This window comes from Paenibacillus sp. 01T442 (genome assembly GCF_056398345.1).
Genome location: NZ_JBFTPF010000008.1, coordinates 22,900 through 49,436, shown reverse-complemented (window position 1 = coordinate 49,436; position 26,537 = coordinate 22,900). Strand labels below are relative to the sequence as shown.

General features: G+C 46.3%; 22 protein-coding genes. 14 read left to right on the top strand and 8 right to left on the bottom strand.

Features of this window, described 5'->3' with window-relative positions; translation table 11 throughout:
• Positions 1–77 precede the first annotated feature (77 nt).
• From argH to AC1DLM_RS09640, 5 genes are all read left to right on the top strand, one after another.
• Positions 78–1,493, top strand: a complete 1,416-nt coding sequence (gene argH, locus AC1DLM_RS09660) for an argininosuccinate lyase (protein ID WP_441990862.1) — start codon at positions 78–80, stop codon at positions 1,491–1,493.
• A gap of 438 nt (positions 1,494–1,931) precedes the next feature.
• On the top strand, positions 1,932–2,975 hold the full coding sequence (locus AC1DLM_RS09655; RefSeq protein ID WP_477569843.1) for an HD-GYP domain-containing protein: 1,044 nt from the start codon (positions 1,932–1,934) through the stop codon (positions 2,973–2,975).
• 19 nt (positions 2,976–2,994) lie between these two features.
• Positions 2,995–3,540: a heme NO-binding domain-containing protein gene (locus AC1DLM_RS09650; RefSeq protein ID WP_441990860.1), complete on the top strand. Its 546-nt coding sequence runs from the start codon at positions 2,995–2,997 to the stop codon at positions 3,538–3,540.
• Complete coding sequence (locus tag AC1DLM_RS09645) at positions 3,541–5,298, top strand: ATP-binding response regulator (RefSeq protein ID WP_441990859.1); 1,758 nt, start codon at positions 3,541–3,543, stop codon at positions 5,296–5,298.
• A complete protein-coding gene (locus tag AC1DLM_RS09640; protein WP_441990858.1) occupies positions 5,291–5,653 on the top strand; it encodes a response regulator in 363 nt (120 codons plus the stop codon). The genes AC1DLM_RS09645 and AC1DLM_RS09640 overlap by 8 nt, the downstream gene beginning before the upstream one ends.
• Positions 5,654–5,752: 99 nt before the next feature.
• Here AC1DLM_RS09640 and AC1DLM_RS09635 read toward each other — a convergent pair whose 3' ends face one another.
• The 4 genes from AC1DLM_RS09635 to AC1DLM_RS09620 form a co-directional block, all read right to left on the bottom strand.
• Complete coding sequence (locus tag AC1DLM_RS09635) at positions 5,753–6,385, bottom strand: DUF975 family protein (RefSeq protein ID WP_441990857.1); 633 nt, start codon at positions 6,383–6,385, stop codon at positions 5,753–5,755.
• 225 nt (positions 6,386–6,610) lie between these two features.
• Positions 6,611–7,501 (bottom strand): DUF4097 family beta strand repeat-containing protein, encoded by an 891-nt coding sequence (locus AC1DLM_RS09630; protein ID WP_441990856.1) that lies wholly within the window; start codon positions 7,499–7,501, stop codon positions 6,611–6,613.
• Positions 7,502–7,504: 3 nt separating this feature from the next.
• Entirely contained in the window at positions 7,505–8,290 is a 786-nt protein-coding gene (locus tag AC1DLM_RS09625; RefSeq protein ID WP_441990855.1) for a DUF1700 domain-containing protein, read from the bottom strand.
• Between the two features lie 113 nt (positions 8,291–8,403).
• Positions 8,404–9,837, bottom strand: a complete 1,434-nt coding sequence (locus tag AC1DLM_RS09620; RefSeq protein WP_441990854.1) for a VanW family protein — start codon at positions 9,835–9,837, stop codon at positions 8,404–8,406.
• Positions 9,838–10,054: 217 nt separating this feature from the next.
• Here AC1DLM_RS09620 and ftsE point away from each other — a divergent pair, with 217 nt between their 5' ends.
• The 5 genes from ftsE (at position 10,055) to AC1DLM_RS09595 (ending at position 16,095) form a co-directional block, all read left to right on the top strand.
• Positions 10,055–10,741, top strand: a complete 687-nt coding sequence (ftsE, locus tag AC1DLM_RS09615; RefSeq protein ID WP_056611468.1) for a cell division ATP-binding protein FtsE — start codon at positions 10,055–10,057, stop codon at positions 10,739–10,741.
• On the top strand, positions 10,731–11,648 hold the full coding sequence (gene ftsX, locus AC1DLM_RS09610) for a permease-like cell division protein FtsX (RefSeq protein WP_441990853.1): 918 nt from the start codon (positions 10,731–10,733) through the stop codon (positions 11,646–11,648). The genes ftsE and ftsX overlap by 11 nt, the downstream gene beginning before the upstream one ends.
• A gap of 180 nt (positions 11,649–11,828) precedes the next feature.
• Positions 11,829–13,022 (top strand): murein hydrolase activator EnvC family protein, encoded by a 1,194-nt coding sequence (locus tag AC1DLM_RS09605; RefSeq protein WP_441990852.1) that lies wholly within the window; start codon positions 11,829–11,831, stop codon positions 13,020–13,022.
• Between the two features lie 205 nt (positions 13,023–13,227).
• Entirely contained in the window at positions 13,228–14,691 is a 1,464-nt protein-coding gene (locus AC1DLM_RS09600) for a S41 family peptidase (protein ID WP_441990851.1), read from the top strand.
• A 120-nt stretch (positions 14,692–14,811) separates the two neighbouring features.
• Complete coding sequence (locus tag AC1DLM_RS09595; protein WP_477569842.1) at positions 14,812–16,095, top strand: PDZ domain-containing protein; 1,284 nt, start codon at positions 14,812–14,814, stop codon at positions 16,093–16,095.
• Positions 16,096–16,537: 442 nt separating this feature from the next.
• Here the strand turns inward: AC1DLM_RS09595 and AC1DLM_RS09590 are convergent, their stop codons facing one another.
• Both AC1DLM_RS09590 and AC1DLM_RS09585 read right to left on the bottom strand, forming a co-directional pair.
• Positions 16,538–17,359 carry a flagellar motor protein MotB gene (locus AC1DLM_RS09590; RefSeq protein ID WP_441990849.1) on the bottom strand — a complete coding sequence of 274 codons (822 nt, stop codon included), beginning with the start codon at positions 17,357–17,359 and terminating at the stop codon, positions 16,538–16,540.
• Positions 17,343–18,134, bottom strand: a complete 792-nt coding sequence (locus tag AC1DLM_RS09585; protein WP_441990848.1) for a flagellar motor protein — start codon at positions 18,132–18,134, stop codon at positions 17,343–17,345. Before AC1DLM_RS09585 ends, AC1DLM_RS09590 begins: the two co-directional genes overlap by 17 nt.
• 270 nt (positions 18,135–18,404) lie before the next feature.
• Here AC1DLM_RS09585 and uvrB point away from each other — a divergent pair, with 270 nt between their 5' ends.
• The 4 genes from uvrB to AC1DLM_RS09565 all read left to right on the top strand — a co-directional run bounded on the left by uvrB (position 18,405) and on the right by AC1DLM_RS09565 (position 24,231).
• Positions 18,405–20,402 carry an excinuclease ABC subunit UvrB gene (gene uvrB, locus AC1DLM_RS09580; protein WP_441990847.1) on the top strand — a complete coding sequence of 666 codons (1,998 nt, stop codon included), beginning with the start codon at positions 18,405–18,407 and terminating at the stop codon, positions 20,400–20,402.
• Between the two features lie 38 nt (positions 20,403–20,440).
• Complete coding sequence (gene uvrA / locus AC1DLM_RS09575; protein ID WP_477569841.1) at positions 20,441–23,323, top strand: excinuclease ABC subunit UvrA; 2,883 nt, start codon at positions 20,441–20,443, stop codon at positions 23,321–23,323.
• Between the two features lie 261 nt (positions 23,324–23,584).
• On the top strand, positions 23,585–23,737 hold the full coding sequence (locus AC1DLM_RS09570; protein WP_441990845.1) for a hypothetical protein: 153 nt from the start codon (positions 23,585–23,587) through the stop codon (positions 23,735–23,737).
• Positions 23,738–24,027: 290 nt separating this feature from the next.
• Complete coding sequence (locus AC1DLM_RS09565; protein ID WP_056611440.1) at positions 24,028–24,231, top strand: hypothetical protein; 204 nt, start codon at positions 24,028–24,030, stop codon at positions 24,229–24,231.
• 82 nt (positions 24,232–24,313) lie between these two features.
• Here AC1DLM_RS09565 and AC1DLM_RS09560 read toward each other — a convergent pair whose 3' ends face one another.
• Positions 24,314–25,282: a sugar phosphate isomerase/epimerase family protein gene (locus AC1DLM_RS09560; protein WP_441990844.1), complete on the bottom strand. Its 969-nt coding sequence runs from the start codon at positions 25,280–25,282 to the stop codon at positions 24,314–24,316.
• A gap of 51 nt (positions 25,283–25,333) precedes the next feature.
• Positions 25,334–26,488, bottom strand: a complete 1,155-nt coding sequence (locus tag AC1DLM_RS09555) for an MBOAT family O-acyltransferase (protein ID WP_171633213.1) — start codon at positions 26,486–26,488, stop codon at positions 25,334–25,336.
• Positions 26,489–26,537: the final 49 nt, after the last annotated feature.

Genomic DNA, 26,537 nt, shown 5'->3' with positions numbered 1-26,537 from the left:
CCCTTCGTGGAAAGCCTTTGGGCTGTCCATAAACTTGTCTCATAGGGACAAGTTTCATACGAGAGGGGTCATGCAAGGTGTCTAAGCTTTGGGGTGGACGTTTCACGAAACAAACCGACCAATTGGTCGAAGAATATACAGCATCCATTACTTTCGACAAAGAACTTGCCGAGGAAGATATTGAAGGCAGCTTGGCGCACGTGACGATGCTTGGCAAATGCGGGATTCTTCCTGCTGACGATGTGGAGAAAATCAAAGACGGCTTACTGCAAGTGCAGGGCATGATTCGCCGCGGCGAGCTGGAATACACGATTCAGAACGAAGATATTCATATGAATATCGAGAAAACCTTGATTGACCTGATCGGTCCTGTCGGCGGCAAGCTGCACACGGGTCGCAGCCGTAACGATCAAGTGGCGACGGACATGCATCTCTACCTGCGCAAGCGCGTGGTTGAGTTCGTTGGCTTGCTGATCAAGCTGCAGGAGGCTTTGCTTGAGAAAGCGAAGGCTAATCTCGATACGATTATCCCGGGTTACACGCATCTGCAGCGTGCGCAGCCGATCTTGTTCGCGCACCATCTGATGGCCTACGTCAGCATGTTCCAGCGTGACCTCGAGCGCTTGCAGGACAGCTACAAGCGCGTAGACATGCTGCCGCTCGGCGCTGGCGCGCTCGCGGGCACGACCTTCCCGATCGACCGCCATTTCGTGGCGGAGCAGCTCGGGTTCGGACGCGTGTACGAGAACTCCCTGGACGCGGTCAGCGACCGCGATTTCATCCTGGAGTTCCTCTCTAACGCGTCCATGATCATGATGCACCTTTCTCGCTTCAGCGAGGAAATGGTGCTCTGGTCTTCGACCGAGTTCGCATTCATCGAACTCGACGATGCATTCTGCACCGGCAGCTCGATCATGCCGCAGAAGAAGAACCCGGACGTTGCGGAGCTTGTCCGTGGCAAAACAGGCCGCGTCTATGGCAACTTGTTCGGTCTGATGACCGTACTCAAGTCGCTGCCGCTGGCGTACAACAAGGACATGCAGGAAGACAAAGAAGGCATGTTTGATACGGTTCGTACCTTGCAAGGCGCGCTGCAATTGTTTGCACCGATGGTGTCGACGATGAAGGTGAACACGGAGCGCATGCGCCAAGCCGTGAACCAAGACTTCTCGAATGCAACGGATATCGCAGATTACCTAGTGAACAAGGGTCTTCCTTTCCGTCAAGCGCACGAAGTGATCGGCAAAACGGTGCTCTACTGCATCCAAAACAAAAAATATTTGCTAGATATGAGCATCGAGGAGTTCAAAACCTTCTCCGAGCTATTCGAGTCCGATATTTATGCGGTTCTTCAACCGGAGCAAGTTGTGAACGCGCGCAACGTGTACGGCGGAACGGCAAGCAATCAAGTGAGCGAGGCGATTGGTCGCGCAGAGCAAGTGCTGGCGGAATCGCAGGCATGGTTGCACGACTTTTTAGAGAAAAGCAAATAAGGTTATTTTCACATAGGCACGTCAAATAGCTCTTTCCGTCATCCATGATGGGAAGAGCTTTTTACTTTCTATTTTTCACATTACCGCCCTATACCTTAAATTGTTGAATAACATCCTGCAGCTGGGCTGACATGTCATTTAAGTTTTTAACGGAGGCTGAGATGCGTTCAACTCGAACGAGAGGTTTAGCGATATGTCTAGCAAAGAGGATGAGGACGATCAGACTGGTTAATTTACCTACTTTCTGTATTATTTTGTATATATTCTTTACAATTATTGTATTYCCTCTATTTCGACAAATTTTTACAATTCGTGTAAATGGAAACCATGTTAAATTTTATTCTAAATTTCGACATTACAAAGTCACATAGCATGATATATATGGTAAAATATGCATGAGAATTAGATCAGCAAGCAAGGATGGAATGAGGTGCATAGATGGATAAAATTTGGATGCAAGGCGCTCGTTTTCTGATTATCGATGATCAGGCCTACAATATCAGCCTGTTAGAGCGCATACTAAGCCGTGCAGGTTTTTCCAATTTACACTGTACAACGGATCCCAGACAGCTAGAAGTCCTATATGAAGAGATTAAACCTGATATTATATTATTGGATTTACATATGCCTGATGTGGATGGATTCGCAGCTTTGAAGCTGCTACGGGAACGGGTGGAGGAAGGTCATTTTCTGCCGATCTTAGTGCTGACTGCAGATGTGACGCAGGAGGCCAAGAAGGAAGCGCTGCACCTGGGCGCTCATGATTTCCTTACGAAGCCTTTAGATAAAACAGAAGTTGTCTTACGGATCAATAACTTGTTGAAAACACGATTTTATCATTTGCAGTTGCAAGACCAGAATCAGTTATTAGAGCTGCGCGTACAAGAACGGACCGTTAAACTAGAGCAAGCGAAGCTGGAAATCCTGCAATTACTAGGAAGAACTTCGGAATTCCGTGATGATCAGACGGGGCAGCATACGCAGCGTGTGGGTCAAATGGCGAAGGAGATTGCTTCCTCGCTAGGTTTATCGGATCACGAAGCATCGCTGATTGAACGGGCTACACCTTTGCATGATCTCGGGAAGTTAGGCATACCGGATGATATTTTATTGAAACCAGGAAGATTCAGTCCAGAAGAATTCGAGCAGATGAAGACGCATACGACGATTGGTGCCAGTATTCTCGAGKGGAGTCAATTCCCGGATTTGCAATTAGCCCATACGATTGCCTTAACGCATCATGAGAAATGGGACGGTACCGGGTATCCGAACGGATTAAGGGGAGAAGAGATTCCACTTGCAGGGCGCATTGTGGCACTTGCCGACTTTTATGATGCCTTGACGCACGAACGCCCCTATAAACGGGCTTGGTCCACCGAGGAAGCTTTGACGGAAATTCAGAAGCAGCGTGGCTATCATTTTGATCCCCAAGTGGTGGATGCCTTCATGCACATCGTACGTAAAGAGAGTTATTCTATATAGAAAATGGGAGCGTGTTACGATGAAAGGTATGGTTTTTACTTCTTTTCTGGAAATGGTTGAAAATAAATTCTCTTTAAGCATCGTCGATCAAATTATTGAAGGCTCGGATTTACCTTCGGGCGGCAGCTATACCTCTGTGGGCACTTATCATCATAATGAAATGATTCAACTTATCGTGCAGTTAAGCCAGCGGACAAGCATCCCCGTTACCGATTTGATTATCACCTTCGGCGAATATTTGTTTACCCAGCTTACTGAGCTGCACCCGCAATTTCTTGAAGAAAACAGTACGGTATTTAGTTTTTTGCAAAAGGTGGACAGCTATATTCACGTTGAAGTTCGTAAGCTCTATCCAGGCGCCGAGCTGCCTGCGTTTGAATATGACACGTCCGTAGAAGGGACTCTGATTATGATTTATCGCTCCTCGCGACCGTTTGCAGATTTGGCTGAAGGGCTAATTAACGGATGCATTCAGCATTATGGTGAGGCGATTAACGTGGTTCGCGAGAACTTGGAGGAAGGGACCGCGGCACGGTTTATTTTGTCGAAAGCGGAAGTGAACTAAATGCAGGACATATCCGAAATTGATGTTCTTCGAAGGCAGCTTGAACGGGAGAAGAAAGCGCGGAAGGCAGCCGAACAGATCGCCGAGGAGAAGACTCGCGAAATTTATTATGTGAATCAAGAGCTGATGCAGTTAAACGATCAACTGGAGGTACTGGTGAAGGAGCGTACGGCGGAACTTTCCAAAGCACGTGACGAGGCGATCGAAGCCAATCAGATCAAAAGTCAGTTCCTTGCCAATATGAGCCATGAGCTGCGTACACCGCTGAATGCGATCATTGGCTATAGTGAGATGCTCAAAGAAGATGCCGAAGATATGAATGAACCCGCATTTGCAGATGACTTGGGCAAAATTCATAACGCCGGCAAGCATCTGCTGACACTCATTAATGATATTCTAGATCTCTCCAAGATCGAATCAGGTAAGATGGATATGTATCTAGAAGTCTGTGATATCCCGACTTTGATTCGCAATGTGCTGACGACAGTCAATCCGCTTATAGAGGCTGGCGGAAACCGTTTGGAGGTTGTTTTCCCTGAAGGAGAAATACGAACGGATGTCACGAAGCTGATGCAGGTTCTCTTCAATTTGTTGAGCAATGCAGGCAAGTTTACGAAGGATGGCACCATCTGGCTGACGGCTGGTTACGAGATGGTCAATCGGCAAACGGGCATTAGCTTCAGTATTCAGGATACCGGGATCGGGATGACTGCGGAGCAGATGACGCATCTATTCCAAGCGTTTAAACAGGCTGATTCCTCGACAACCAGGAAATATGGAGGTACGGGGCTTGGACTTGCTATCTCTCAGAAGCTGTGCCAAATGATGGGCGGCCATATCACCGTTGATAGTGTGCACGGTCAAGGTACAACGTTTACCGCTTGGTTGCCTTTGCAGGAAAGTCAGGTGGGTGGAAGCCCTGATGAATTGATGGAGAGCAGTCCGCTCGACGTTCAAAACAATCGCACGGTGTTAGTCATTGACGATGATCCAGCTGTGCTGCAACAGATGCAGAGGTTTCTCGGTAAAGAAGGCTGTACGGTTGCTTTGGCCCAAAATGGTGAAGAAGGCATTCGACTCGCTAGAGAGCTGCGTCCTACCTTGATATCCCTAGACGTACTTATGCCGGGAATGGATGGTTGGGCCGTGCTGACGACGCTTAAGAACGACCCGGAATTATCCGGTATCCCCGTTATCATGATGTCGATGACCGATGACAAGAATACGGGCTATGCGCTTGGCGCGGCAGAGTTTCTGACCAAGCCGGTGTATATCGATAAATTAATCGCTGTGTTGGATAAGCATATCCCTGAGCGTCAAACCAACGCGGTACTTGTCATCGAGGATGACGTGACAACAAGCCACATGATGACGCAAATGCTGGAAAGGGAGGGCTTCAAAGTCTCGAAGGCGAAGGATGGTCGCGCGGCTTTGAACGTGATGTCTCAAGCGCTTCCGCAATTAATTTTGCTCGATTTAATGATGCCGGGCATGGATGGTTTCGAGTTTGTTACGGAGCTGCGCAAACGTGAGGGTTGGCAATGGATTCCAATTGTCGTTGTTACGGCGAAGGATATTAATTCCGAAGACCGGATGCGGCTGAACGGGTATGTGAAAAACATTGTCCAAAAAGGAAGTTTTAAGCGCGAAACGCTACTGCAGGAAATCCGCAGCCTTATGGCAAGTGCAATGAATGAGCATAGCAACGGGGATCAGGCCTGTATTCGACGTAAAGAGGAAGCGGACGACCATGTTTAAAATTTTATTGGTGGAAGATAACGAAATGAATCGTGACATGCTGTCCCGCCGTTTAATCCGCAAAGGCTTTGAAGTCATTATGGCGACAGACGGACAGCAAGGCGTCGATGCAGCACGGGCCGAAGCGCCAGCTCTTATTCTTATGGATATGAGTCTTCCTGTCATGGATGGCTGGCAAGCGACACGACTGCTCAAAGCATCGCCGGAGACGCAGGGAATTCCCATTATCGCGCTGACCGCCCATGCCATGGCATCGGATCGGGAGATGGCTTTCGAGGCTGGCTGCGATGACTTCGATACGAAGCCGGTTGATTGGAATCGGCTATTGGAGAAGATTCAGACCTTTTTGAAATAGGTCACAGCTTGAGAAGTCCATTTATCATAAAAAAGCTCTTCCCATCATCCATCGGATGCTTGAGAGGAGCTTTATTGCTTAGGTTTATTGTATGACTTATTAGGTTAGTTTCACTAATCTGTCCGCGTTCAGGATATCGTAGAATACGGATCTTGCGGTATTATAGTAAACGCCAACCCATAATCCTCCAATAAATAATGTGAATGGAACTAATAATACCCATCCTATAAAACTAAGTGCTAAACAAAAGTATTTCCACTTGCACCCTTTCATCATCTCCGAACTAACTCGAATGGCTTTCGACGAAGATATTTCTGGATCGTCTAACTTAATGTATATCGCTTGTGAATATCGCAAGGAAGCAATGATGCCTGGAATGATAAACAGCAGTGTCCAAGCCAATATTTTGAGTCCCATTAAAAAAGTTAATTTGAAAAATGGCCAGAATTTTTTAATTGCATATGCAAATGAGTCAGAGTACCCAATCTTCTGTTGTCTAGCTATGTGAAGGAAGTAAGTTGATACGGTTGTAGAAATGATAACGGAAAGAAGGATGGAAGCCAACGTGATTACAATAGATAATACATAATGCTCGTTCGTTTCAACTAGATTGCTAGCAATTGATAAGGGGATCGTGATCAGGATTGTAATCAGATATAACCCAACTGCTGCAAGCCAATTCCCTTTTAATGCTTTTCTTGCTTCTTCTCGAATTTCTCTACTATTTTTCATGTTGACCCTCTTCTCTCTTTGTATATACAGTTTTATTAACATTTGGATAAATATAGAGGAAAACTGTATATTTTTGTATATTCGTGGGCGTGTGACGTAATTCCTTCTTCTTCGACAAAATAATATAAATGTAAGCAATTTCCTTTGTTAACGAAAAGAGGCTGTCTCAAAAGGTCGAATGGACCTAAGAGAAGCCTCTGGAAACACGATGTGTATCTGAAACAGTTATCTACCCTTAACCTCTACATAACCTGTATCTGTCCGTACCGTAACTTTTTTACTGCCATTGCCGATAGAGCCTTTGGCTTCATTGCGGCTGGTTCGCTGTTGAACGCTCACACCTGGTACATCCAGCGTAGCGCTGCCTGTATCTGTGCGTAGATCAAAGCTCGCATCTGTAGGTGTGGAATCTAGCTGTATGCGTACTGAGCCTGTGTCTGATTCAGCGGTAACTGCATCACCAAGCTCACGAAGCTTCGCAGTAATGGAACCGGTATCGGTTTTGAGTTTCACATTGCCCTGCCCATCATTGAGATGAATACTGCCTGTGTCTGTTTGCAGATTCAATGTTTTTCCTTCATAACGGTCAACCGTAATAGTTCCCGTATCTGCACTAGCGGTTAGCTTCTCAGCTTTCACTTCCTTGAAGTTGATGCTGCCTGTATCTGTCCTGACAGTGATGGCTTTGTAAAGTTTGTCGGGCAAACTGACTTCTGTTCGCAAGCGAAGGCTTTGACCGCTAAATAAGCTTTTGAATTCGGTGATATCAAAGCCGAAATCAATGTGTTGCTTTCTATTCGTACAGACGTCGACTCGCCACGTATTTGAACCCTCTGTCACGGCTTCGATTGTGCAGTTCTGATCATTCTCGGATCGAGCAGCGCCGACTAAACGAACACTGATTTCATCTGAATTGCTAGGAACGAAAGTAATGCCTGAGATATCATTTTCAATAATTAATGTATCGATATTGGCTGCGGCTATTTTCTTCTCGACATCTATGTTTGAGACACCTGCATCGAAATCCAAGGATTGGAAAGATACGGCTGCTCCAATCAAGCCTATTGCCAAGCAGATAAAGCCGGTCACTAAGAAAAATTTCACTTTACGTTGCATGGCTTAAACCCCCTTAATCAATTTGGCGTTGAATTGGATGTACTTCCAGCTAAGCTTGAAAAACTGCTTAAGCAGCCAAGTGCTAAGCGTCGTGATGATGATGCCTAGGCCAAAGCAGGCAAGTAGTGAAAAGGAAATGAACTGGAAGTCACTCCCCGATGTTCCCGCTAAGCTGGTAAGCACGCCAATAACAGGGGCGATCAGAAGAGCGAATCCGGCAGCGAAAAACCCAATCAAAGCTGAACAAATCCCGACCCACGGACCTACAACGAATACGAGATTAAAGAAACCAAGCATAATCGAAATAATGATCGCCTTAATCCCACTTTCAGGCTTTGCTGTCGGATAGGGAGGTGGGTAAGGTGTATTATAAACAGGTGGGTAATTCAGCTGAGGCGGCTGTGTGTAGGCAGGCGGCACCCAAGCATCAGGGGCTTGTACGGGAATTTTCGGTCCGACAGCTGGATCGGACTGCTTTACATACGGGATAGCGGTCTCTCCAAGCTCCTCATTCGAATAAGGAAGTTCCTCAGCTTGTATCGCTTCAACATCAAACTCATCTATGGGACGTTTGGTAACTTCCTCTTTAACGGGTGGTGTCTCCTTCTGCGCATCCCAGTTCGGTACCCGCGGATAACCGAGAGACTGTGACACCTCATCTTCATGCTTGCCGTTTTCAACGGCTTTTTGAAATAATTCTTCATATACTTTCAATATATTTTGGCGCTCCTTCTCAGGAAGTCCGCGCAGGCGATAGTTTAATTCTTTGAAATAATCCACTTTGCTCATCGTTATGCCTCCTTCAATACTTTTTCCATAGTCTTATCATAAAAGAAAAAAGTCATAATGACGTAGTAACTACAGTCACATGACCTTCATGATTTCATCACATTTATTGGTTATCATTGTACAGCGAGCGTACTTACGCCATCTTCCACCATAGGTTGCTTTGGAGCCGGGTCCTCCGTTTGGAGACCTTTACGGTTGGCCGCGATGACGGTAGGCACAGGTGAATACTGATCCTTCGAGATTAATTCTTTGCTCACGATTGTGCCGTTTTCTCGTTTGGTTCGATAGGTCTCAACCTTGTAACCGACCTTTCCCGCGCTGATGGGGCGTTCTAACCCTGGACTCAAGCTTGGGTTGTTCACATATTTGACTGGAGGCGGAATCGTTTCTACGATCTTGGATGCAATATCATAGGTGATCGTTGGTGTTTGATGCCCGAAAAGTTTCACGGTCACCGCTGAATCCGTCGTTATGGTACGAATCCAGATATAGCTATTGGTATTGTTACGAAATTTGAAATTAATATAGCCGTTTGCGAATGTGGCATCTTGTCCGAGAGGGACGTAACTGACCGGGAGAGAGTGATTACGTCGTTCTACGATTTCAAGACCGCTGCGTAAAACGGCATTATAGAGCGTTGTGGATACTTGGCATATGCCTCCGCCGATTCCTGGGACGAGACTCCCATTGAGAATAACAGGGGCTTCTTTGTAACCGAATTTGGCTTCCGTCTGTGCAATAATTTTACTGTAATCAAAGGTGTCGCCCGGTGCCATCAAGTAATCCTGAATGGATGTAGCGGTTGCTCGTATATTGTGAACCCGCCCTTCGCCTGATTGGGGGAACGAGGTCGTGAATTCGGAAATTTTGCCATCGATACCTTGCTGCTTCAAGGATGCCATTGTGATAGCGGGGCTCAGCTCATAAATGGGTAACGAGAGCCCGAGTGGTGCGGTGTGCGTTAGTGTACCCAAGCTAGGGGCGATATTTTGTAGCTGCTCCTGTAAGTGCGCAGTATCGATGCGCAGCACATTTCGCTCCGGTTCGTAATCAACCTGATCTTGCGATTTGAGGATGCGTTTGGCAGCAATAGGCTGTTTCGTGTATAGCTCTTTCCAATTGTCCTTTACAGTGGCCGTAAGTTGAGTGGGATCCAGCGAGACATTCAAAGGGATATTCGCATTTCGCAAGGTCCAGCGGGCTTTCGCACGTTCGAAGGGAGATCCGCTAGTTAATTGTTGGAAGGATTGTGTGAGGAGGCTCTTGTCATAACGAATGCCTAGTTGTCCAAGTGACAATTCTTTGGCAGGAACTTCTGGATTGGATGTATGCAAAAGGACCGGGAATGCGGCTAGTCGCTTCAAGCGCTGCTCGGATTCAGACTGAAATGTCGCATAGGACATTCCGCCCACACGCCAGCCAGCAATCGTGACATTCTTAGGGAACGTAGATTGAGATCCATATATGTAGAGTGCGGTGCCGCACGTGACGAATAAACCAAGAGCGACCGAGAAATAGAGGATGGGGTTTCTGAATGAGCGTGTCATGAAGAGCCACTCCTTTACATACGAATGTGTTACGGCCTGTCTCTATATATGTATCAATCTCGATGCCAATTTAGTACATAATCCTGATTCGGCTAAAAAATGTACAATGCATGGTATAATGACGGTATTCCCCATGAATTTCAAAGAGGTTTTAGAAGGATTTTCACCTTTTGTGTCGAATGGATATAGGCTATCTATATAATTAGGATGTGATATTGTGATCGAAATGCAGGACGTATGGAAAACATACGCCAACGGGACTCATGCATTAAGAGGTATTAATGTAAAAGTGGACCGCAATGAGTTTGTCTATGTGGTTGGACCTTCAGGCGCAGGTAAATCTACTTTCATGAAGTTGATGTATAGAGAAGAAAGACCAACGAAAGGTCAAATTTTCGTAAATGGTTTTAATTTAGAAAAACTAAAACAACGTAAAATTCCTTATGTACGTCGAAATATCGGCGTGATTTTCCAAGATTATCGCTTACTTCCGAAATTATCGATTTTTGAAAATATAGCTTTCGCCATGGAAGTTATTGAGGCTCCTAAGAAGCAAATCAAGAAACGCACCATGGAAGTTCTTGAGCTCGTTAAGCTAAAGGACAAAGCAAACTCCCTCCCATCGCAGTTATCTGGGGGCGAACAGCAGCGTGTTGCTATTGCCCGGGCAATAATAAACAGCCCTTCCGTCATTATCGCCGATGAACCGACAGGAAATTTGGACCCCGAAACGTCATGGGGCATTATGAAGTTGATGGAGGAAATTAATTTCCGCGGTACCACCATTGTCATGGCTACGCATAACAAAGAAATCGTGAATACGATGCGTAAGCGCGTGATTGCAATCGAGAATGGCCTTATTGCTCGCGATCAAATCCGGGGGGAATATGGCTATGAAGATTAGTACAGCTTCTCGACACCTGCGAGAAGGTACGAAAAATGTCGTGCGAAATGGTTGGATGACGTTCGCGTCGATTAGCTCCATCGCAATTTCCCTATTTATTCTTGGTATTTTCGTACTTATCACCTTAAATGTGAACGATGTAGCTACGCAAATTGAGCAACAGGTCGAGATCAACGTGTACCTGGAGGTAAACACCGCTCAGGATCAAATCACAGCGCTCGAAACGCAAATCAAGGCGATCCCTGAAGTGAAAACGATTAAATTCGTTTCGAAGGAAGAGGGACTTGTCTACTTACGCGAAAAGCTTGGCGATAGCGGGAAGGCACTCTTAGATGGCTTCGAGGGGGACAACAATCCGCTGAACGACGCGTTTACGATCGAAGTGGATGATCCTCGGAATGTCGCGGTTGTAGCTGACCAGATCTCAGCGCTTAACGTTGGCAAAGATCCTAAGCCTATTTACAAGGTGAACTACGGTAAAGGAACCGTGGAAGCTTTGTTTAAAGTGACAAAGATTGCACGTTGGATTGGTATTGGTATCGTTGTTTTGCTTTCCTTTACAGCGGTATTCCTGATTGCAAATACGATCAAAGTTACGATTTTGGCAAGAAAACGAGAGATTTCGATTATGAAGCTCGTGGGTGCGACGAATTCTTTTATTCGTTGGCCGTTTTTCATTGAAGGTGCGTTACTCGGACTTATTGGTTCGGCTGTCCCCACTGCCATTATTCTTGCTGGTTACTGGAAATTGCTGAATTTGAGCTCCTTGAATTTGAATTTATTGATGATTAAATTAACACCATTTGAAGATATTGCACCAACGCTGACTGTTTTGTTGATCGGCTTAGGAATCGTAATTGGGGTATGGGGTTCCCTCATTTCCGTTCGCAAGTTCCTACGCGTTTAAGGAAACTTTAAATGAAAACTGGGGCAGAGTGTTCCTCTTGTCTCCTTTTTCATCTATTCCTCGTTTTTTCATTTTCAAAGTTTCATAGATTTCTAGAAGTATAGATTCCTAGACTCAGAACGTAAGAGATTCAAACCATACATGGGGCATTAATCGCTTGAAAATGGGGAGGCTACGTGCTTGAAGAAGAAGATTCTACCTGTCGTATTAACATTAGGTATGGCGATATCGCTGACTATACCTCATGCAGCTAGCTATGCCGCTTCGGCAACGGACAAGATCGACCAGCAGTTGACGCAGCTAAAAAAGCAGAAGGCGGAAGCGCAGCAGAAGGCCAATAGCGCCCAAAGTCAAATTACGAAAGTTCAATCCGAGAAGGATCAGACAACGAAGGATATGAATGCCCTTGTCAGCCAGGTGAATGAGGCAAGCAAAAAGCTGACGCAGCTCAATGAACAAATTGATCAAGTGTCGAACGCCCTGGAAGCGAGCGCTAAGCAATTGGACGAAGCTGAGGCTCGTGTAGAGAGCCGTGATAATATGTTGAAATCCCGCGTTCGCCTGATGTATATGAACGGTTTCGTTTCCTATATGGATGTAGTGTTGAGCGCAACGAGCTTCTCTGATTTTCTGAATCGGGTCGAAGCCTTGAAATCTATCGTTAATCAAGATAAAGAAATACTAGAGTCGAATATGAAAGACAAAGAAACGGTTATGCTGAAGAAGGCAGATACCGAGAAGCAGCTTGAGAACGTGAAGGGGCTTTATGCGGAAGCAGATGCCTTGCGTGACGATCTGCAAGCGAAGGAAAAAGCGAAAGAAGTGAAGATCGCTTCCCTTTCCAAGCAGGAGAGAGAGCTCGAGGATATTTCGGAAGAAAGCGACCGAATGATCACGCAGCTGGCGAAGCAAGAAGCGGATTTGCAAGCGAAGAAGCGGGCAGCAGAGAATGCGAAATCACCGTTTACTTATTCGGGCGGTAAGCTTGGATATCCTTTGGCTGTACAAGCGCCAATGACCTCTGATTTCATAGCGCGTATTAATCCCGTTACAGGGCGAGCAGAGAATCATAAAGGGATTGACTTGGGTACAGCAAAAGGCACACCAATTCTTGCTGCGGAGAATGGCTCTGTTATTTATGCTTCGTGGATGAACGGTTACGGAAATTGTGTCATCGTGGATCACGGGAATGGTCTGTGGACGTTATATGGCCATATTATGAACGATGGGATTTATGTGAAAGTAGGCGATGTCGTGAAGCGCGGCCAGAAAATTGCTGGCGTGGGCTCCACAGGACAGTCGACGGGTAATCACTTGCATTTTGAAGTTAGGAAAAATGAAGTGCCTACCGATCCTAAACCGTACCTTCGATAGGACAAACTGGTAACCACATAAGAAAGCATAAGTTTTCGGTTCCCGAAAACAGGCATTCTTATTGGCGATAAAACCTTCCGCTTAACGCGGTCGCTCATCCTTGAATGACTTCGATGGAGGTTTTTTCATAAATATGGAGGGGCTTGTCATATACTATAACAGGCCAACTCAAATTCGGTTTTAGGAAAAAGGCGGTGAATCGGTTTTGCAATTCAAAGGTCGCACGGTCATTGTATTTGTTCTATTAGCTATGTTTGCAAGCAGTATTGTCACATTAACGATTGTAGATCCCTCCTTTACTTGGGGACAGAAGGAGCAATCAACAGGAGGTTCAGCTACCTCTGTATCTGCTTCGTCTGGTCTTTCGAATAAGGATTTAAGCAAGATCGCAACAACGTTTCAGCTAATTGAAAGCAAATATTTGAAACAGCCTGATCATGATCAATTAGTTAACGGAGCTATTAATGGGATGTTGGAATCATTAGAGGATCCTTTTTCCGTTTATATGGATCAGAAGGAAGCCAAACAATTTGATGAGAGCATTACGTCCTCTTTCCAAGGCATCGGGGCTGAGGTATCGCTAGAGGATGGTAAATTCGTCATTGTTTCACCGATTAAAGGTTCACCTGCCGAGAAAGCGGGCATTCAATCCAAAGATGTTGTCCTTTCTGTGAATGGCGACAAATTGGACGGGCTTACCTTGAATCAAGCCGTCATGAAAATCCGCGGACCGAAGGGCACGCAAGCTAAGCTGGATTTACTCCGTCAAGGAACAGGAGATCCGGTTCAAGTCATCGTGGTTCGAGACAATATTGACGTTGAAACGGTCTACGGTGAAATGATGCAGGATCAGATTGGCAAGATTGAGATTCGTCAGTTCTCCTCGAACACAGCCGTTCGTTTTGCTGAAGAGTTGAAAAACTTAGAGGCTAAAGGGATGAAGGGACTTGTCATCGATGTTCGTAATGATCCAGGCGGCCTACTGAATGTCGTTGTCGATATCGTGAATCCATTCGTGAAGAGTGGGGCTTCCATTCTCCAAGTGGAGAATCGGGACGGCAAACGTGAGCCAACACCTTCTACAGGTAAAGGTAAGAATTATCCAGTTACCGTGTTGATTAATAAAGGAAGCGCCAGCGCATCGGAGATCCTTGCAGGCGCATTCCAAGAAGCAGTAGGCAGTAAGATTGTTGGTGAAACGTCCTACGGTAAAGGAACGGTTCAAGTGACGTTCGAGAAGGAAATGGGCGATGGCAGCAACATTAAGATGACAGTCTACAAATGGCTAACACCAAATGGCAACTGGATTCACAAAAAAGGCATTACGCCGGATATCCCGATCGAGCAACCAGCTTATTTCAAAGCAGCACCGCTTTCGAAGAAAGAGGTGTTGAAACTAGACAACAACAGCGATGATGTGAAGAATTTGCAGTTGATGCTTGCTGGTATTGGTTTCAATCCTGAGCGAACAGATGGCTATTTCAACGACAAAACGGCTCTCGCGGTTAAAGCGTTCCAACGGACCAATGATTTGCCGGTGACCGGCGAAGTTGATACGGATACAGCGGCCAAAATCGAAAAAGCGATTTTAGCGCAAATTCGTGATCCGAAGAATGACTCGCAATTGAAAGCAGCTGTCTTTCAAATTCAGAAGCAGCTTGGGAAATAATAACCGTTAGTTAATGGAAATTGTGCGGGGCGGGCAGGAAATAAGCTTTCACAGTCGAAATAGAGTAGGAAGGTTGCTTAGGCAGCCTTCCTATTTCTTTTTCAAGGAGCCTAGATTCGTATGGATGTGTGGTTTCAACTATTGGACAGAATGCTGCTGGCTGTGGGGCAGTTGTTTACGAATCCTTTCTACTATATAGGTATTGTTTTTATCGTGTTACATTACAGGAAGCAAATCCAATTAGAACGCAAGCTGTTTCACACGCGGCTTCATTCCTTGTTGAATGAAACGTGGCGCGTGGTGCTATGGGGCTGGTTAGGCGGGCTAGGAGCCTCCGTTCTGCTCCTTTTCGTCGGAGTAAACATCCAACTGAATGTGGTGATCGTGCTCTGGATCATCACCGTCGTACTGATGATATTCCGCATTCGATTCCTATGCTTAGCTTATGCAGTAGGGGTTCTAGGAATTGCCCAAGTGTTCTTCTCTTGGTTTCCTAATGCAGAGAGTGTACGTGAGTCTTACACGTTTCTCGAGACCATTGCAAGCGCAGATATCCCATCGCTGCTGGTCATAGTAGGCGTACTTCATCTCTTGGAGGGAGTGCTCGTTGGTTTCCAAGGTGCACGAATGGCGACTCCTTTGTTCCTGGAAGGGAAGCGCGGGCAAATGATTGGCGCACAGCAGCTGCAGGGCTTTTGGCCAGTCCCGCTGTTTCTCCTAGTGCCGATGGCTGGAGGTAGTGAACTGGGCTTGCCGTGGCCAACGTTGTTCGGCCCTAACATAGGCGCAGGCTGGACGATGCTCGCATTCCCGGCCATGATTGGCTTCACGGAGTTGACGATTTCGAAGCTGCCGAAGAGACAGGCACGCTTCAGCGCTAAGCTGCTCTATGTGTACGGGCTCGTTCTGCTAGGCACAGCCATTGCTGCCCACTACTGGACGCCATTGGTGCTGCTTGTCGCGATCCTTAGCATAGCCCTGCATGAAGGGCTGCTTCTCTACAACCAGTGGGTAGAAGCGAAGCAGACGCCCTTCTACATCCACTCAGAGCGCGGGCTTATGGTGCTATCCGTTGTTCCGAACAGTCCGGCTCAGGACTTAGGAATTRGCGTCGGGGAGATCATCCACAAAGTCAATGGATACAAAATTAAGACAAAGACGGATCTGCATGCGGCCATGAGCCTCAACTCCGCTTTCTGCCGACTGGAAGTCCTGAATGACCAAGGGGAGGTTCGCTTCCTGAAGCGGGGGATTTTTGCCGGTGATCATCATCAACTGGGCATACTACTGGCACCGGATCAAGATGTGCTGTACTTCTTGGAGCAGCGTCCGATGCACTTGTTTAGTTATCTGCGAAGCAAATTAACGGGTTTATTGCCGAATGACACGACGAAGTCATTGTAGAAGAGTTGTCCTCCGCGTAGTGAAATCTACGGGTGAGGATGGCTCTTTTTTGTATTCATATTCGTCCTACTACGCTTACGCATCAGCGGTTGTTAGGTGAATAGCTGGATTTTATCCAGTTAAATCGGCTTGTTTTGGCGCAGTTCGGACTATAGATGGATTTACTACAGTTAAATTTCCCCTTTTAGCTCAGATGGAGCGGATTGGGGAGAATTAACTACGTGTTTTCCAGTTATTTTGAATTTGGAGGGACAAATGGCCGAAATAACTGGAGTTTTTACAGTTACTATCAGCGGCACAGCTACAGTGACGTGAACATGCCAATGCGGGAAACAAAGCACGAACAAAACAATGCATGAAAAACAAACAACCCCAACCCACCACAACAACAAAGCCCTACCTCCACAAACGTGGAAATAGGGCTTCTATGCGTCCGGACGAATTATTTAACTGGTGTCGTTGGTGCAATATCGTTTCGCAAGACAATGATCTCCACGCGGCGATTTTTGCTGCGATTTGCATCGCTGGAATTGGCCACCTGGGGCATCGTATCCGCATAGGCGGTGGCGATGAATTTGTGATCATCCAAATTAGCCGTATCGCTGAAATAGCGCAGAACAGAAAGGGAACGGGCAAACGATAGTCCCCAGTTATCCTTATAGGGAGAGCCTGGTGCAAGGGGCAAATCGTCCGTATGTCCTTCGATGCTAACTTTACTCTTCAAAGTTGGAAAGAGCGAAGCCAGTTTTTGCAGAATCGGGAAGGATGGCGCCTTCAGATCAGCTTTTCCCAAATCGAATAAGAATAAGTCATTGAGCGTGATCGCCACACCGCGTTCCGTATCACTTGCGGACACTTGCGCCTCTAAATTTTGATCCTTAATATAGGCTTGTACTTGTTTCAGAAGATCTTGAAGCTCTTTCTCGCGCTTTTCTTTCTCGCTGTCTTCCGTCTTTGTCTTGTCATGCTCTTCTTTCTGATCATCCTGATTCTGATGTGTTAAATCCTTATCTTTGCTGTCTGCGTCCCCTTGCTTAGGGGTCATCGAGCCGCTGATACCATGGTTTTTATCTAAGATAGAGTCAGCTTTTTGGAATTGTAGGTTTAAGGCTTGCGCCAAAACGGCATACTTTTGAACATCCACTTTACTCATCGCATACATAATAATGAAAAATACGAGCAACAGCGTAATTAAGTCGGCGTAAGTAATGAGCCATCTTTCATGATTAACATGCTCTTCTTGCTTCTTACTGCGCCTCGCCATTAACGTCATCCTCCTCTACGGCTTTTTTCGATTTATCATGGAGGAAGGAGTTCAGTTTTTTCTTAATCAATTGCGGGTTTTCCCCAGCTTGCAGGGCAAGGATGCCTTCTAACATGAGTTCCATTTCATTAACCATTTCTTTACCGCGGACTTTGATTTTGTTAGCGATGGGCAAATAAACTAAGTTGGCGCTCATAACACCATAGAGAGTAGCTGTGAATGCGACGGCAATCGCTGGGCCAAGGGAAGAGGGATCTTCTAGATTACCGAGAACGTGGATAAGTCCCATAACCGTACCGATAATCCCCATCGTTGGTGCATATCCGCCTCCAGCTTCGAATACCTTCGACATATTATTAACCTGATGTTCGATGGCGTCCATTTCCAGCTCAAGAATTTGTCTGGTAAGTTCGGGATCGGTTCCGTCTACGACCATGAGCAATCCGTCCTTCAGGAACGGGTTTTCGTGCTCCTGGGCGCGCTGTTCTAAGGCAAGTACGCCTTCGCGACGAGCGACAGAGGCCATATCGACAATTTCGTTAATGGTTGCTGCAGGATCTCGTTTGACTTGCATAAAGGCAATGCCGAGTGCTTTAGGAATTTTGGCTAAAATAGAGCCAGGGAAACTAACGGCGACAGCACCGAAGGTTCCGCCGAAAACGATGAGCATCGCACTTGGGATGATCAATGAATTGATATGACCGCCATCCCACATGTACCCGCCGATTAAACCTGCAAGTCCTAATAGTAATCCTAATACTGTTGTCAAATCCATGACTGTACCACTCCTAATTATCATAAAAAGAATAGGGTCCAAAACTCAGGAAAACCGCCTTACATAAGGCTAAAATAGATAAAGCTGTTTGCATCCATGATTCAAAAATAGTATAATGAAAAAACGAGAACAAACATTCTTATGTTGGATAGATATAGCAATCCTTCATATATGTACGAAAAAGTTCCATAGACTTCTATATCGGAATGTCGAATGGGAAAGTTTATAGGATAAAAGTTCGATTTATTTCGACAATGAGGGTGATAATGGATGAGTGAACTTGTCATGAGCTCTAAGAAATTTGAGCTTGTATCCGATTTTCTGCCGCAAGGGGACCAGCCTCAAGCGATTGAGGAGATCGTCCAGAGCATACAAGCCGGCAACAAGCATCAGACGCTGCTCGGTGCAACGGGAACAGGTAAAACGTTCACAGCTGCACAAGTAATAGCGAAACTAAACCGACCAACCTTGATTATTGCCCACAATAAAACCTTAGCCGCACAACTGTGCAGTGAATTCAAAGAGTTTTTTCCTCATAATGCTGTTTCCTACTTCGTTAGTTACTATGACTACTACCAGCCCGAAGCCTACATTGCCTCCTCCGACACTTACATCGAGAAAGATTCCAGCATCAATGAAGAAATCGATAAACTTCGTCACTCGGCGACAAGTTCCTTGTTCGAACGCCGTGACGTCATTGTTGTTGCCAGCGTGTCGTGTATTTACGGCTTGGGGTCACCAATAGAGTACGGTAATTTACTGTTATCGTTACGAGTAGGGATGGAGAAATCGCGGACTGAAATCCTGCATCGTCTAGTGGATATCCAGTATCAACGTAATGATATGAACTTTGTTCGCGGCACGTTCCGTGTGCGTGGAGATGTTGTGGAGATTTTCCCAGCTTCGCACAGTGAGCATGCAGTTCGTGTTGAGCTGTTTGGCGATGAGATTGAGCGGATTACGGAGATCAATGTTCTTACTGGTGAAATCATTGGTCAACGCGATCATATCGCGATTTTCCCGGCATCTCACTTTGTGACAGGCGAGGATACGATGAAGCGCGCGCTCGTGAACATTGGTCAAGAGCTCGAGGATCGTTTAGCTGAGTTGAGGGAGCAAGGCAAGCTGCTGGAAGCACAGCGATTGGAGCAGCGTACGCGCTATGACATGGAAATGATGGAAGAGATGGGCTTCTGCTCAGGCATCGAGAATTACTCGGGGCCACTAACATTCCGTGAGCGAGGGGCAACCCCGTATACGTTAATGGATTATTTCCCAGACGACATGCTATTCATGGTAGATGAATCCCACGTAACGTTGCCGCAAATTCGCGCGATGTTTAATGGGGATAAAGCACGGAAAGATGTATTAGTTGATCACGGCTTCAGGCTGCCTTCCGCATTGGATAACCGTCCGCTGCGTTTCGAGGAATTCGAAGAGAAAGTCAGTCAGATTTTATATATATCAGCAACGCCAGGCCCTTATGAGCTAGAACATTGCCCTACGATGATTCAACAAATTATTCGTCCAACAGGATTGTTGGATCCGATTATTGAGGTTCGACCAACCAAAGGTCAAATTGATGATCTGATCGCCGAGATCCAAGACCGAGTTCGTAAAGACGAGCGCGTACTTGTGACCACCTTAACGAAGAAGATGTCGGAGGATTTAACGGATTATTTTAAAGAAATTGGTATTAAAGTGCGTTATTTGCACTCGGATATTAAGACGTTTGAACGTATGCAGATTTTGCGGGACTTGCGCTTGGGGACTTTCCATGTGCTAATCGGGATCAACCTCCTCAGAGAGGGTCTCGATTTGCCAGAGGTTTCACTGGTCGCTATTCTAGATGCAGATAAGGAAGGTTTCCTGCGTTCGGAGCGTTCGTTGATTCAAACGATCGGTCGTGCAGCTCGGAACTCAGATGGTCGAGTCATCATGTACGGGGATAAGATCACCGATTCCATGGAGAAAGCGATCTCGGAGACGAATCGACGCCGCGCCCTACAGGAAGCAAACAATGAGCGATTGGGCATCACACCACAGACGATTGCCAAGAAAATCCGCGATGTGATCGAAGCAACCAAGGTTGCCGAACAGAAATCCGACTATCTGGCTGATGTGAAGGGTGCTAAGATGTCGAAGAAAGATCGAGCATCCCTCATTGAGCGCCTAGAAGTGGAAATGAAAGAGGCGGCGAAGAACCTACAGTTCGAACGTGCAGCACAGCTGCGTGACGCGATTATGGAAATGAAAGCTGACGCCTAAGTAGGGTTTCAGTTTCACATAGGAGAGGAAGGGTATCTGTGTCTAGAGATCAGATCGTTATTAAAGGAGCTAGAGCTCACAATCTTAAAAATATTGATGTCACCATTCCACGTGACAAGTTCGTCGTACTCACGGGCTTAAGTGGATCGGGGAAATCATCGCTGGCCTTTGATACGATTTATGCAGAAGGGCAGCGGCGTTATGTAGAGTCATTGTCTGCCTATGCGCGTCAATTTCTTGGGAATATGGATAAACCAGATGTCGATTCAATTGAAGGGTTGTCACCAGCTATATCCATTGACCAAAAGACGACAAGCCGTAATCCACGTTCCACGGTTGGAACCGTAACGGAGATTTACGACTATTTAAGGCTGTTGTTTGCTCGTATTGGGCGGCCGCACTGTCCTACCCATGGTATCGAGATTACTTCGCAAACCGTGGAACAAATGGTTGACCGGATTATGGAGTACCCAGAGCGCACGAAGATTCAAATTCTAGCACCCCTTATTTCTGGACGTAAAGGCGAGCATACGAAGCTATTCGTGGATGTTCAGAAGCAAGGATTTGTACGGGTTCGCGTAAACGGGGAAACGGTAGACCTTTCTGAGAAAATTGAGCTCGACAAAAATAAAAAACACACCATTGATGTGGTCGTTGACCGTATCGTGGTCAAAGATGATGTACAGACACGTCTAGCAGATTCCTTGGAAACTGCGCTTAAGTTGGCGAATGGTCGTGTCATTGTCGATGTTATGGAGAAAGAAGAGCTGTTATTCAGCCAGAACTTGGCCTGTCCAGAGTGTGGATTCAGTGTCGAGGAGCTTGCGCCGAGAATGTTTTCTTTTAATAGTCCTTTCGGTGCTTGTCCAGATTGTGATGGCTTAGGCAGTCAGATGATCGTCGATCCGGATCTGCTTGTTCCTGATATGAAGTTGACGATTGAAGAGGGGGCATTTGAAGCTTGGGCGGGCAGTACCTCTAACTACTATCCGCAGTTTCTTGCCGCTGTGTGTGAGCATTACAAGATCCCACGCAATGTTCCTGTTTCTGAGATAAGCAGCGATCAAATGAAAGTGATCTTGTATGGGACGGGTGGCGAGAAAATCCGTTTCCGATATGAGAATGATATGGGTGCATCCAAAGAAGCGCTGGTTCCATTCGAAGGCATCATTCGCAACTTGGAACGCAGGTTCAAAGATACCTTCTCTGAAGGCATCCGCGAGCATATTCAGACCTACATGAGTACGAAGCCTTGTCCGAAATGTAAAGGGCACCGTTTGAAGCCTGAAACACTTGCCGTAACGATTAACGGTAAGAATATCTCGCACGCAACTTCCCTTTCTATTGGAGAAGCGGAAGAATGGTTTAAGGGTCTGCAACTGAATGAGCGCGAGCTGACGATTTCGAATTTGATCTTGAAAGAAATTAGAGCTCGTCTAGGCTTCCTGGTGAACGTGGGTCTTGATTATTTGACGATGCATCGCGCCGCAGGCACATTATCAGGTGGAGAGGCGCAACGGATTCGCTTGGCTACGCAAATCGGTTCGAGCCTCATGGGCGTCTTGTACATCCTGGATGAGCCTAGTATCGGTTTGCATCAACGGGATAACACGCGATTGATTCAAACGCTTGAGCATATGCGCGATCTGGGCAACACATTGATCGTTGTCGAGCATGATGAAGACACGATGATGGCGGCCGATTATATCATTGATATTGGTCCAGGGGCTGGTATTCATGGTGGACAGGTTATTGCCCAAGGTACACCAACCGAGCTGATGCAGGATGAGAACTCCTTAACAGGTCAGTATTTGAGCGGCAAGCGGTTCATTCCGATTCCTGCGGTTCGACGTAAGCCGAATGGCAAATGGATCGAAGTGAAAGGCGCCAAAGAAAATAACTTGCGAAACGTGTCGGCTAAGGTTCCTTTAGGGGTATTTACTTGCGTGACTGGTGTATCCGGGTCAGGCAAGAGTACGTTAATCAACGAAATTTTGTTTAAGACATTATCCCGTGATTTGAATGGGGCGAAAGTCCGACCTGGTGAACATAAAGAAATTGTCGGATTAGAGCATATTGATAAAGTTATCGATATTGATCAGTCGCCAATTGGGCGCACACCGCGCTCCAACCCTGCAACGTACACAGGTGTATTCGATGATATCCGTGATGTTTATGCGAATACGAGCGAAGCGAAGGTGCGTGGATATAAGAAGGGACGCTTTAGCTTTAACGTGAAGGGCGGCCGTTGTGAAGCTTGTCGTGGGGATGGCATCATCAAGATCGAGATGCATTTCTTGCCGGACGTTTACGTGCCTTGCGAAATTTGTAAAGGCAAACGCTACAATCGCGAGACGATGGAAGTGAAGTACAAAGGCAAGAGCATTTCTGAAGTGTTAGAGATGACGATTGAGGACGGTTGCGAGTTCTTTAAGAACTTGCCGCGTATTCATCGTAAGCTGAATACCCTTCTTGATGTCGGCCTGGGCTATATGACCMTCGGCCAGCCAGCAACCACGCTGTCAGGCGGCGAAGCCCAGCGTGTGAAGCTCGCGGCGGAGCTGTATCGCCGCAGCACTGGCAAGACGATCTATATTCTGGATGAGCCCACGACGGGGCTTCACATCCATGATATCGATCGTCTCCTGAAGGTCCTTCACCGCCTCGTGGAGAGCGGTGAAACGGTACTGGTCATCGAGCATAACCTCGATGTCATCAAGACGGCGGACCACCTCATCGATCTAGGACCCGAAGGTGGTAACCGCGGGGGCTTGATCGTGGCGGCGGGTACGCCAGAGGATGTCGTGAAGGTGGCCGGGTCGTATACCGGCCAATATTTGAAGCCGATCCTTGAACGGGATCGCGTGCGTTCAGAAGACTATGCGAAGCGGATGGAGGTCCTAGAAGGATCCGTTAGCTAGAAGGCGAACATTTAAGCTTGGAATTGGGTGTTTCATTTGCCAATTCCGAGCTTTTTATTTGCGCAAGTGACGAAAATACCTAAAAGTTTGCGAAGACTTAATTGAATGATACAGGCTTCGACAATTTAACCCTCTATCAATAGTCATAGAAGTAGGCCTATAATAATAGTAAGTAACAGTGAACATCTCCCTCTCCCTTAACCATTGACTTGATGATTGAGAGATATAGCAGTTCTAATCTATTCCATGTAATGGAGGCAAATGATGAAACCGACGTTAGAGCTACAGGAAATTGTATCTGCATTAGGGATTGATCCATTCCGATTTCTAGCATGGCAAGAGAAAGAGCTATCTTACGCCGAATTGACCGAAATTCCGGAAGATGAAGATCACCGAGATGCGCTAGCCGTGTAAGCATAGTCTAAAGTTCCAATGAACAAGACCCGTACGGTTTCTACGTATGGGCTTTTGTTGTTCTTACGGAGAGTAATAAATAGTTGCACAGATGGACATTTTATACGTACAAGGGATAATAAAGAAATCTGCCTGCATGGGCTAGCCAAATAGGCCTAATCCCAAACAAAAGGTGACAAACTTGTTACACATCGATGCAACTACTTGCATCTCGTGTCCAATCGAGCTAACATAGTATTAAAATAGCAGGACGTGTGCCTTGCACCGAGTTACTATAAGGAGGTTTCACCATGTTATTAGCAGAAGCAGCTGAAGCATCAACTAGTACGTATACAAGCTTTGATATCTATGTTTTGATCTTCACAGTGGTGATTGCAATTGCCGTTATCCGTCAATTGATCAACCCAAGAAGAAATCTGTTCGCACTTGGATTTGGAACTGTATCTCTACTCGTATTTCTTTTCATGGATGTCATCATGATCAAAGGCTGGTAGTACATACAAGTAAACAAAAGCCCGCAGGACTCTAGATCGGAAGATCTCTAGCCTGTGGGCTTTTTGTGTACAATCTATTAAACTACACCCACCACATTTCACCAAGGGGTTCCTTGATGAGTACTTGTTGCAGGTTCGATACGGCTTTGGAGAATCCCTCGTCAACGGACATCAAGCCGTCTTCGTGTTCGATACTAACGACATAGTCATAGCCAACCAGACGCAATGCACTGATAATGTCTGCCCATACTTTCATATCGTGACCGAAACCAACGGAACGGAACTGCCAAGCACGATCCAGCATGTTTGTGTAGGACTGCATGTCCGTCACACCAAAACGGTTCGTGTTGTTATAGTCATGGGACGTATCTTTCGCATGGAAATGGTGAATCGCGTTAGCGCGTCCAAGGATTTGTACCGCTTGAACTGGATCAATCCCTTGCCACCACATGTGACTTGGATCCAAGTTAGCACCAATTGCCTCACCTGCAGCTTCGCGAAGGCGAAGAAGCGTAGCTGGCGTATGTACGGAGAATCCGCCATGCAGCTCTAATCCGATTTTGATATTACGATCTGCTGCGAATTTACCTGTTTCTGTCCAGTAAGGAATGACTTTGTTCGTCCACTGCCAGTCCAAGATCTCTTGGAAATCGTTCGGCCATGGCGCTACCGGCCAGTTCGGGTATTTGGCATCCTCATGGTCACCAGGGCAACCAGAGAACGTGTTAACAACAGGTACTTCAAGGCGCTCAGCCAATTCAATCGTTTGTATAATAGCATCGTGAAACTCTTTCGCGATGTGTTTTTGCGGGTGAAGAGGGTTACCGTGAGCGCTAAGTGCGCTAATCGTCAAGCCGCGGGACTCAACCGCTTGTTTGAAAGCTTTCAGTTTCCCTGCATCAGCAAGTAATTCAGCTGGGTTGCAGTGTGCAGTACCTGGGTAGCCCCCTGTACCAATCTCAACAGCGTCCAAGCCTTTCGCAGCAATATAATCCAAAGCTTCCTCGAAAGGTTTTCCACCGAAAAGAACCATAAAAACGCCTAACTTCATTCGATTACACCTCCATAATTGATAAAACAATCCCATCAAATTATACCACTATCATCCAGTAAAATGAAGCAAGCCTTTATAGATCCGAAGCACTGTATCGTAATTCGAACTATAGATGATCACGGAGAACGTCACGAGCGTCTGCGTCACCAAACAGCGGAAGTAGAAGTATGCTTTAGACACCTTTTTCTTATTCACGGTTGTAAGTTTGAAAATATTCTCAATTGCAATAATGATGCCATGGTACAGCCCGTAGAGGAAGTACAACCATGTAAAGCCATGCCATAAGCCCATTAGCACCATGATCAGGATGGATAGGCTAGCTGTGAGCGCCGTAGAGGGTGTTTTACGCGAGAAGAACATGAAGATGTGATCCCGGAAAAAATCGCCCAGCGTCGCATGCCAATTCCGCCAAAACTGGGTCATGGAAGGCGAGAAGAGTGGCTTTTTGAAGTTCTCTGGCATCGTATACCCCATTAATCGGCCAAAGCCAATCGCCATATCGGAATAGCCGGAGAAATCGAAGTAAATGAGCGCATAGAACCAAATCAGCAGGAACAAAGATTCCCAAGTATGAAGCTCATGCTTCAACACGCTATCGAATACCCCAGTCATCCAGGTGACGACCACGATTTTCTTAAACAAACCTAAAATAATACGCTTAATGCTGTCTTCAAACAGCTTGGCATCTACCGTGTAAGGCTTCTTGCTATCAGCCATGAAATCGCGGAATTTCAGAATAGGTCCGGAGGTAAAAGTCGGAATGAACAACAGATAGTTGGCGTAATCAATGGCCGGCACTTCGCCTTCTTTTCCAAAGAAATAAGCGAAATAGTACGAATCAATGACTTTAAGAACGTTGTAAATGAGTCCTAAATAAATGATGGCGTCGAACAATGGAGAGCTGAAAACACCCATAACGAAAAAACGAACACCGAGAAAGACACCMACGATATTCGCGGCGATTCCGAAAATAAAGGTCGCTTTCCGCCAGATCGTCGTCCGACACAGATAAACAAACCCGAAATAATTAATAATCGTAAAAGCCGCATAGAAAATCACCAGCTTCTTACTAAACAACAGGAGGAAGCACAGACTGAATATGATCATCAAAATGCGCTTATTATCCGCCCACTTGCGGGTGAGCATCAGAACGGCAATCATGCCACTCATCGCGACCATCGCGTTCATGTGCATATAAAACATAGCTAAAGAACTCCTCGCTTGCTAGATCTTAGAACTTCTCGTAGATGAA

Coding starts and splice junctions, on each gene's coding strand:
- AC1DLM_RS09585 (WP_441990848.1), bottom strand. CDS start 18,134: ATGGATTTGACAACAGTATTAGGATTACTATTAGGACTTGCAGGTTTA.
- AC1DLM_RS09570 (WP_441990845.1), top strand. CDS start 23,585: ATGATGAAACCGACGTTAGAGCTACAGGAAATTGTATCTGCATTAGGG.
- AC1DLM_RS09630 (WP_441990856.1), bottom strand. CDS start 7,501: ATGCAACGTAAAGTGAAATTTTTCTTAGTGACCGGCTTTATCTGCTTG.
- AC1DLM_RS09645 (WP_441990859.1), top strand. CDS start 3,541: ATGCAGGACATATCCGAAATTGATGTTCTTCGAAGGCAGCTTGAACGG.
- AC1DLM_RS09640 (WP_441990858.1), top strand. CDS start 5,291: ATGTTTAAAATTTTATTGGTGGAAGATAACGAAATGAATCGTGACATG.
- uvrB (WP_441990847.1), top strand. CDS start 18,405: ATGAGTGAACTTGTCATGAGCTCTAAGAAATTTGAGCTTGTATCCGAT.
- AC1DLM_RS09635 (WP_441990857.1), bottom strand. CDS start 6,385: ATGAAAAATAGTAGAGAAATTCGAGAAGAAGCAAGAAAAGCATTAAAA.
- AC1DLM_RS09625 (WP_441990855.1), bottom strand. CDS start 8,290: ATGAGCAAAGTGGATTATTTCAAAGAATTAAACTATCGCCTGCGCGGA.
- ftsX (WP_441990853.1), top strand. CDS start 10,731: ATGAAGATTAGTACAGCTTCTCGACACCTGCGAGAAGGTACGAAAAAT.
- AC1DLM_RS09560 (WP_441990844.1), bottom strand. CDS start 25,282: ATGAAGTTAGGCGTTTTTATGGTTCTTTTCGGTGGAAAACCTTTCGAG.
- AC1DLM_RS09590 (WP_441990849.1), bottom strand. CDS start 17,359: ATGGCGAGGCGCAGTAAGAAGCAAGAAGAGCATGTTAATCATGAAAGA.
- AC1DLM_RS09620 (WP_441990854.1), bottom strand. CDS start 9,837: ATGACACGCTCATTCAGAAACCCCATCCTCTATTTCTCGGTCGCTCTT.
- AC1DLM_RS09565 (WP_056611440.1), top strand. CDS start 24,028: ATGTTATTAGCAGAAGCAGCTGAAGCATCAACTAGTACGTATACAAGC.
- AC1DLM_RS09650 (WP_441990860.1), top strand. CDS start 2,995: ATGAAAGGTATGGTTTTTACTTCTTTTCTGGAAATGGTTGAAAATAAA.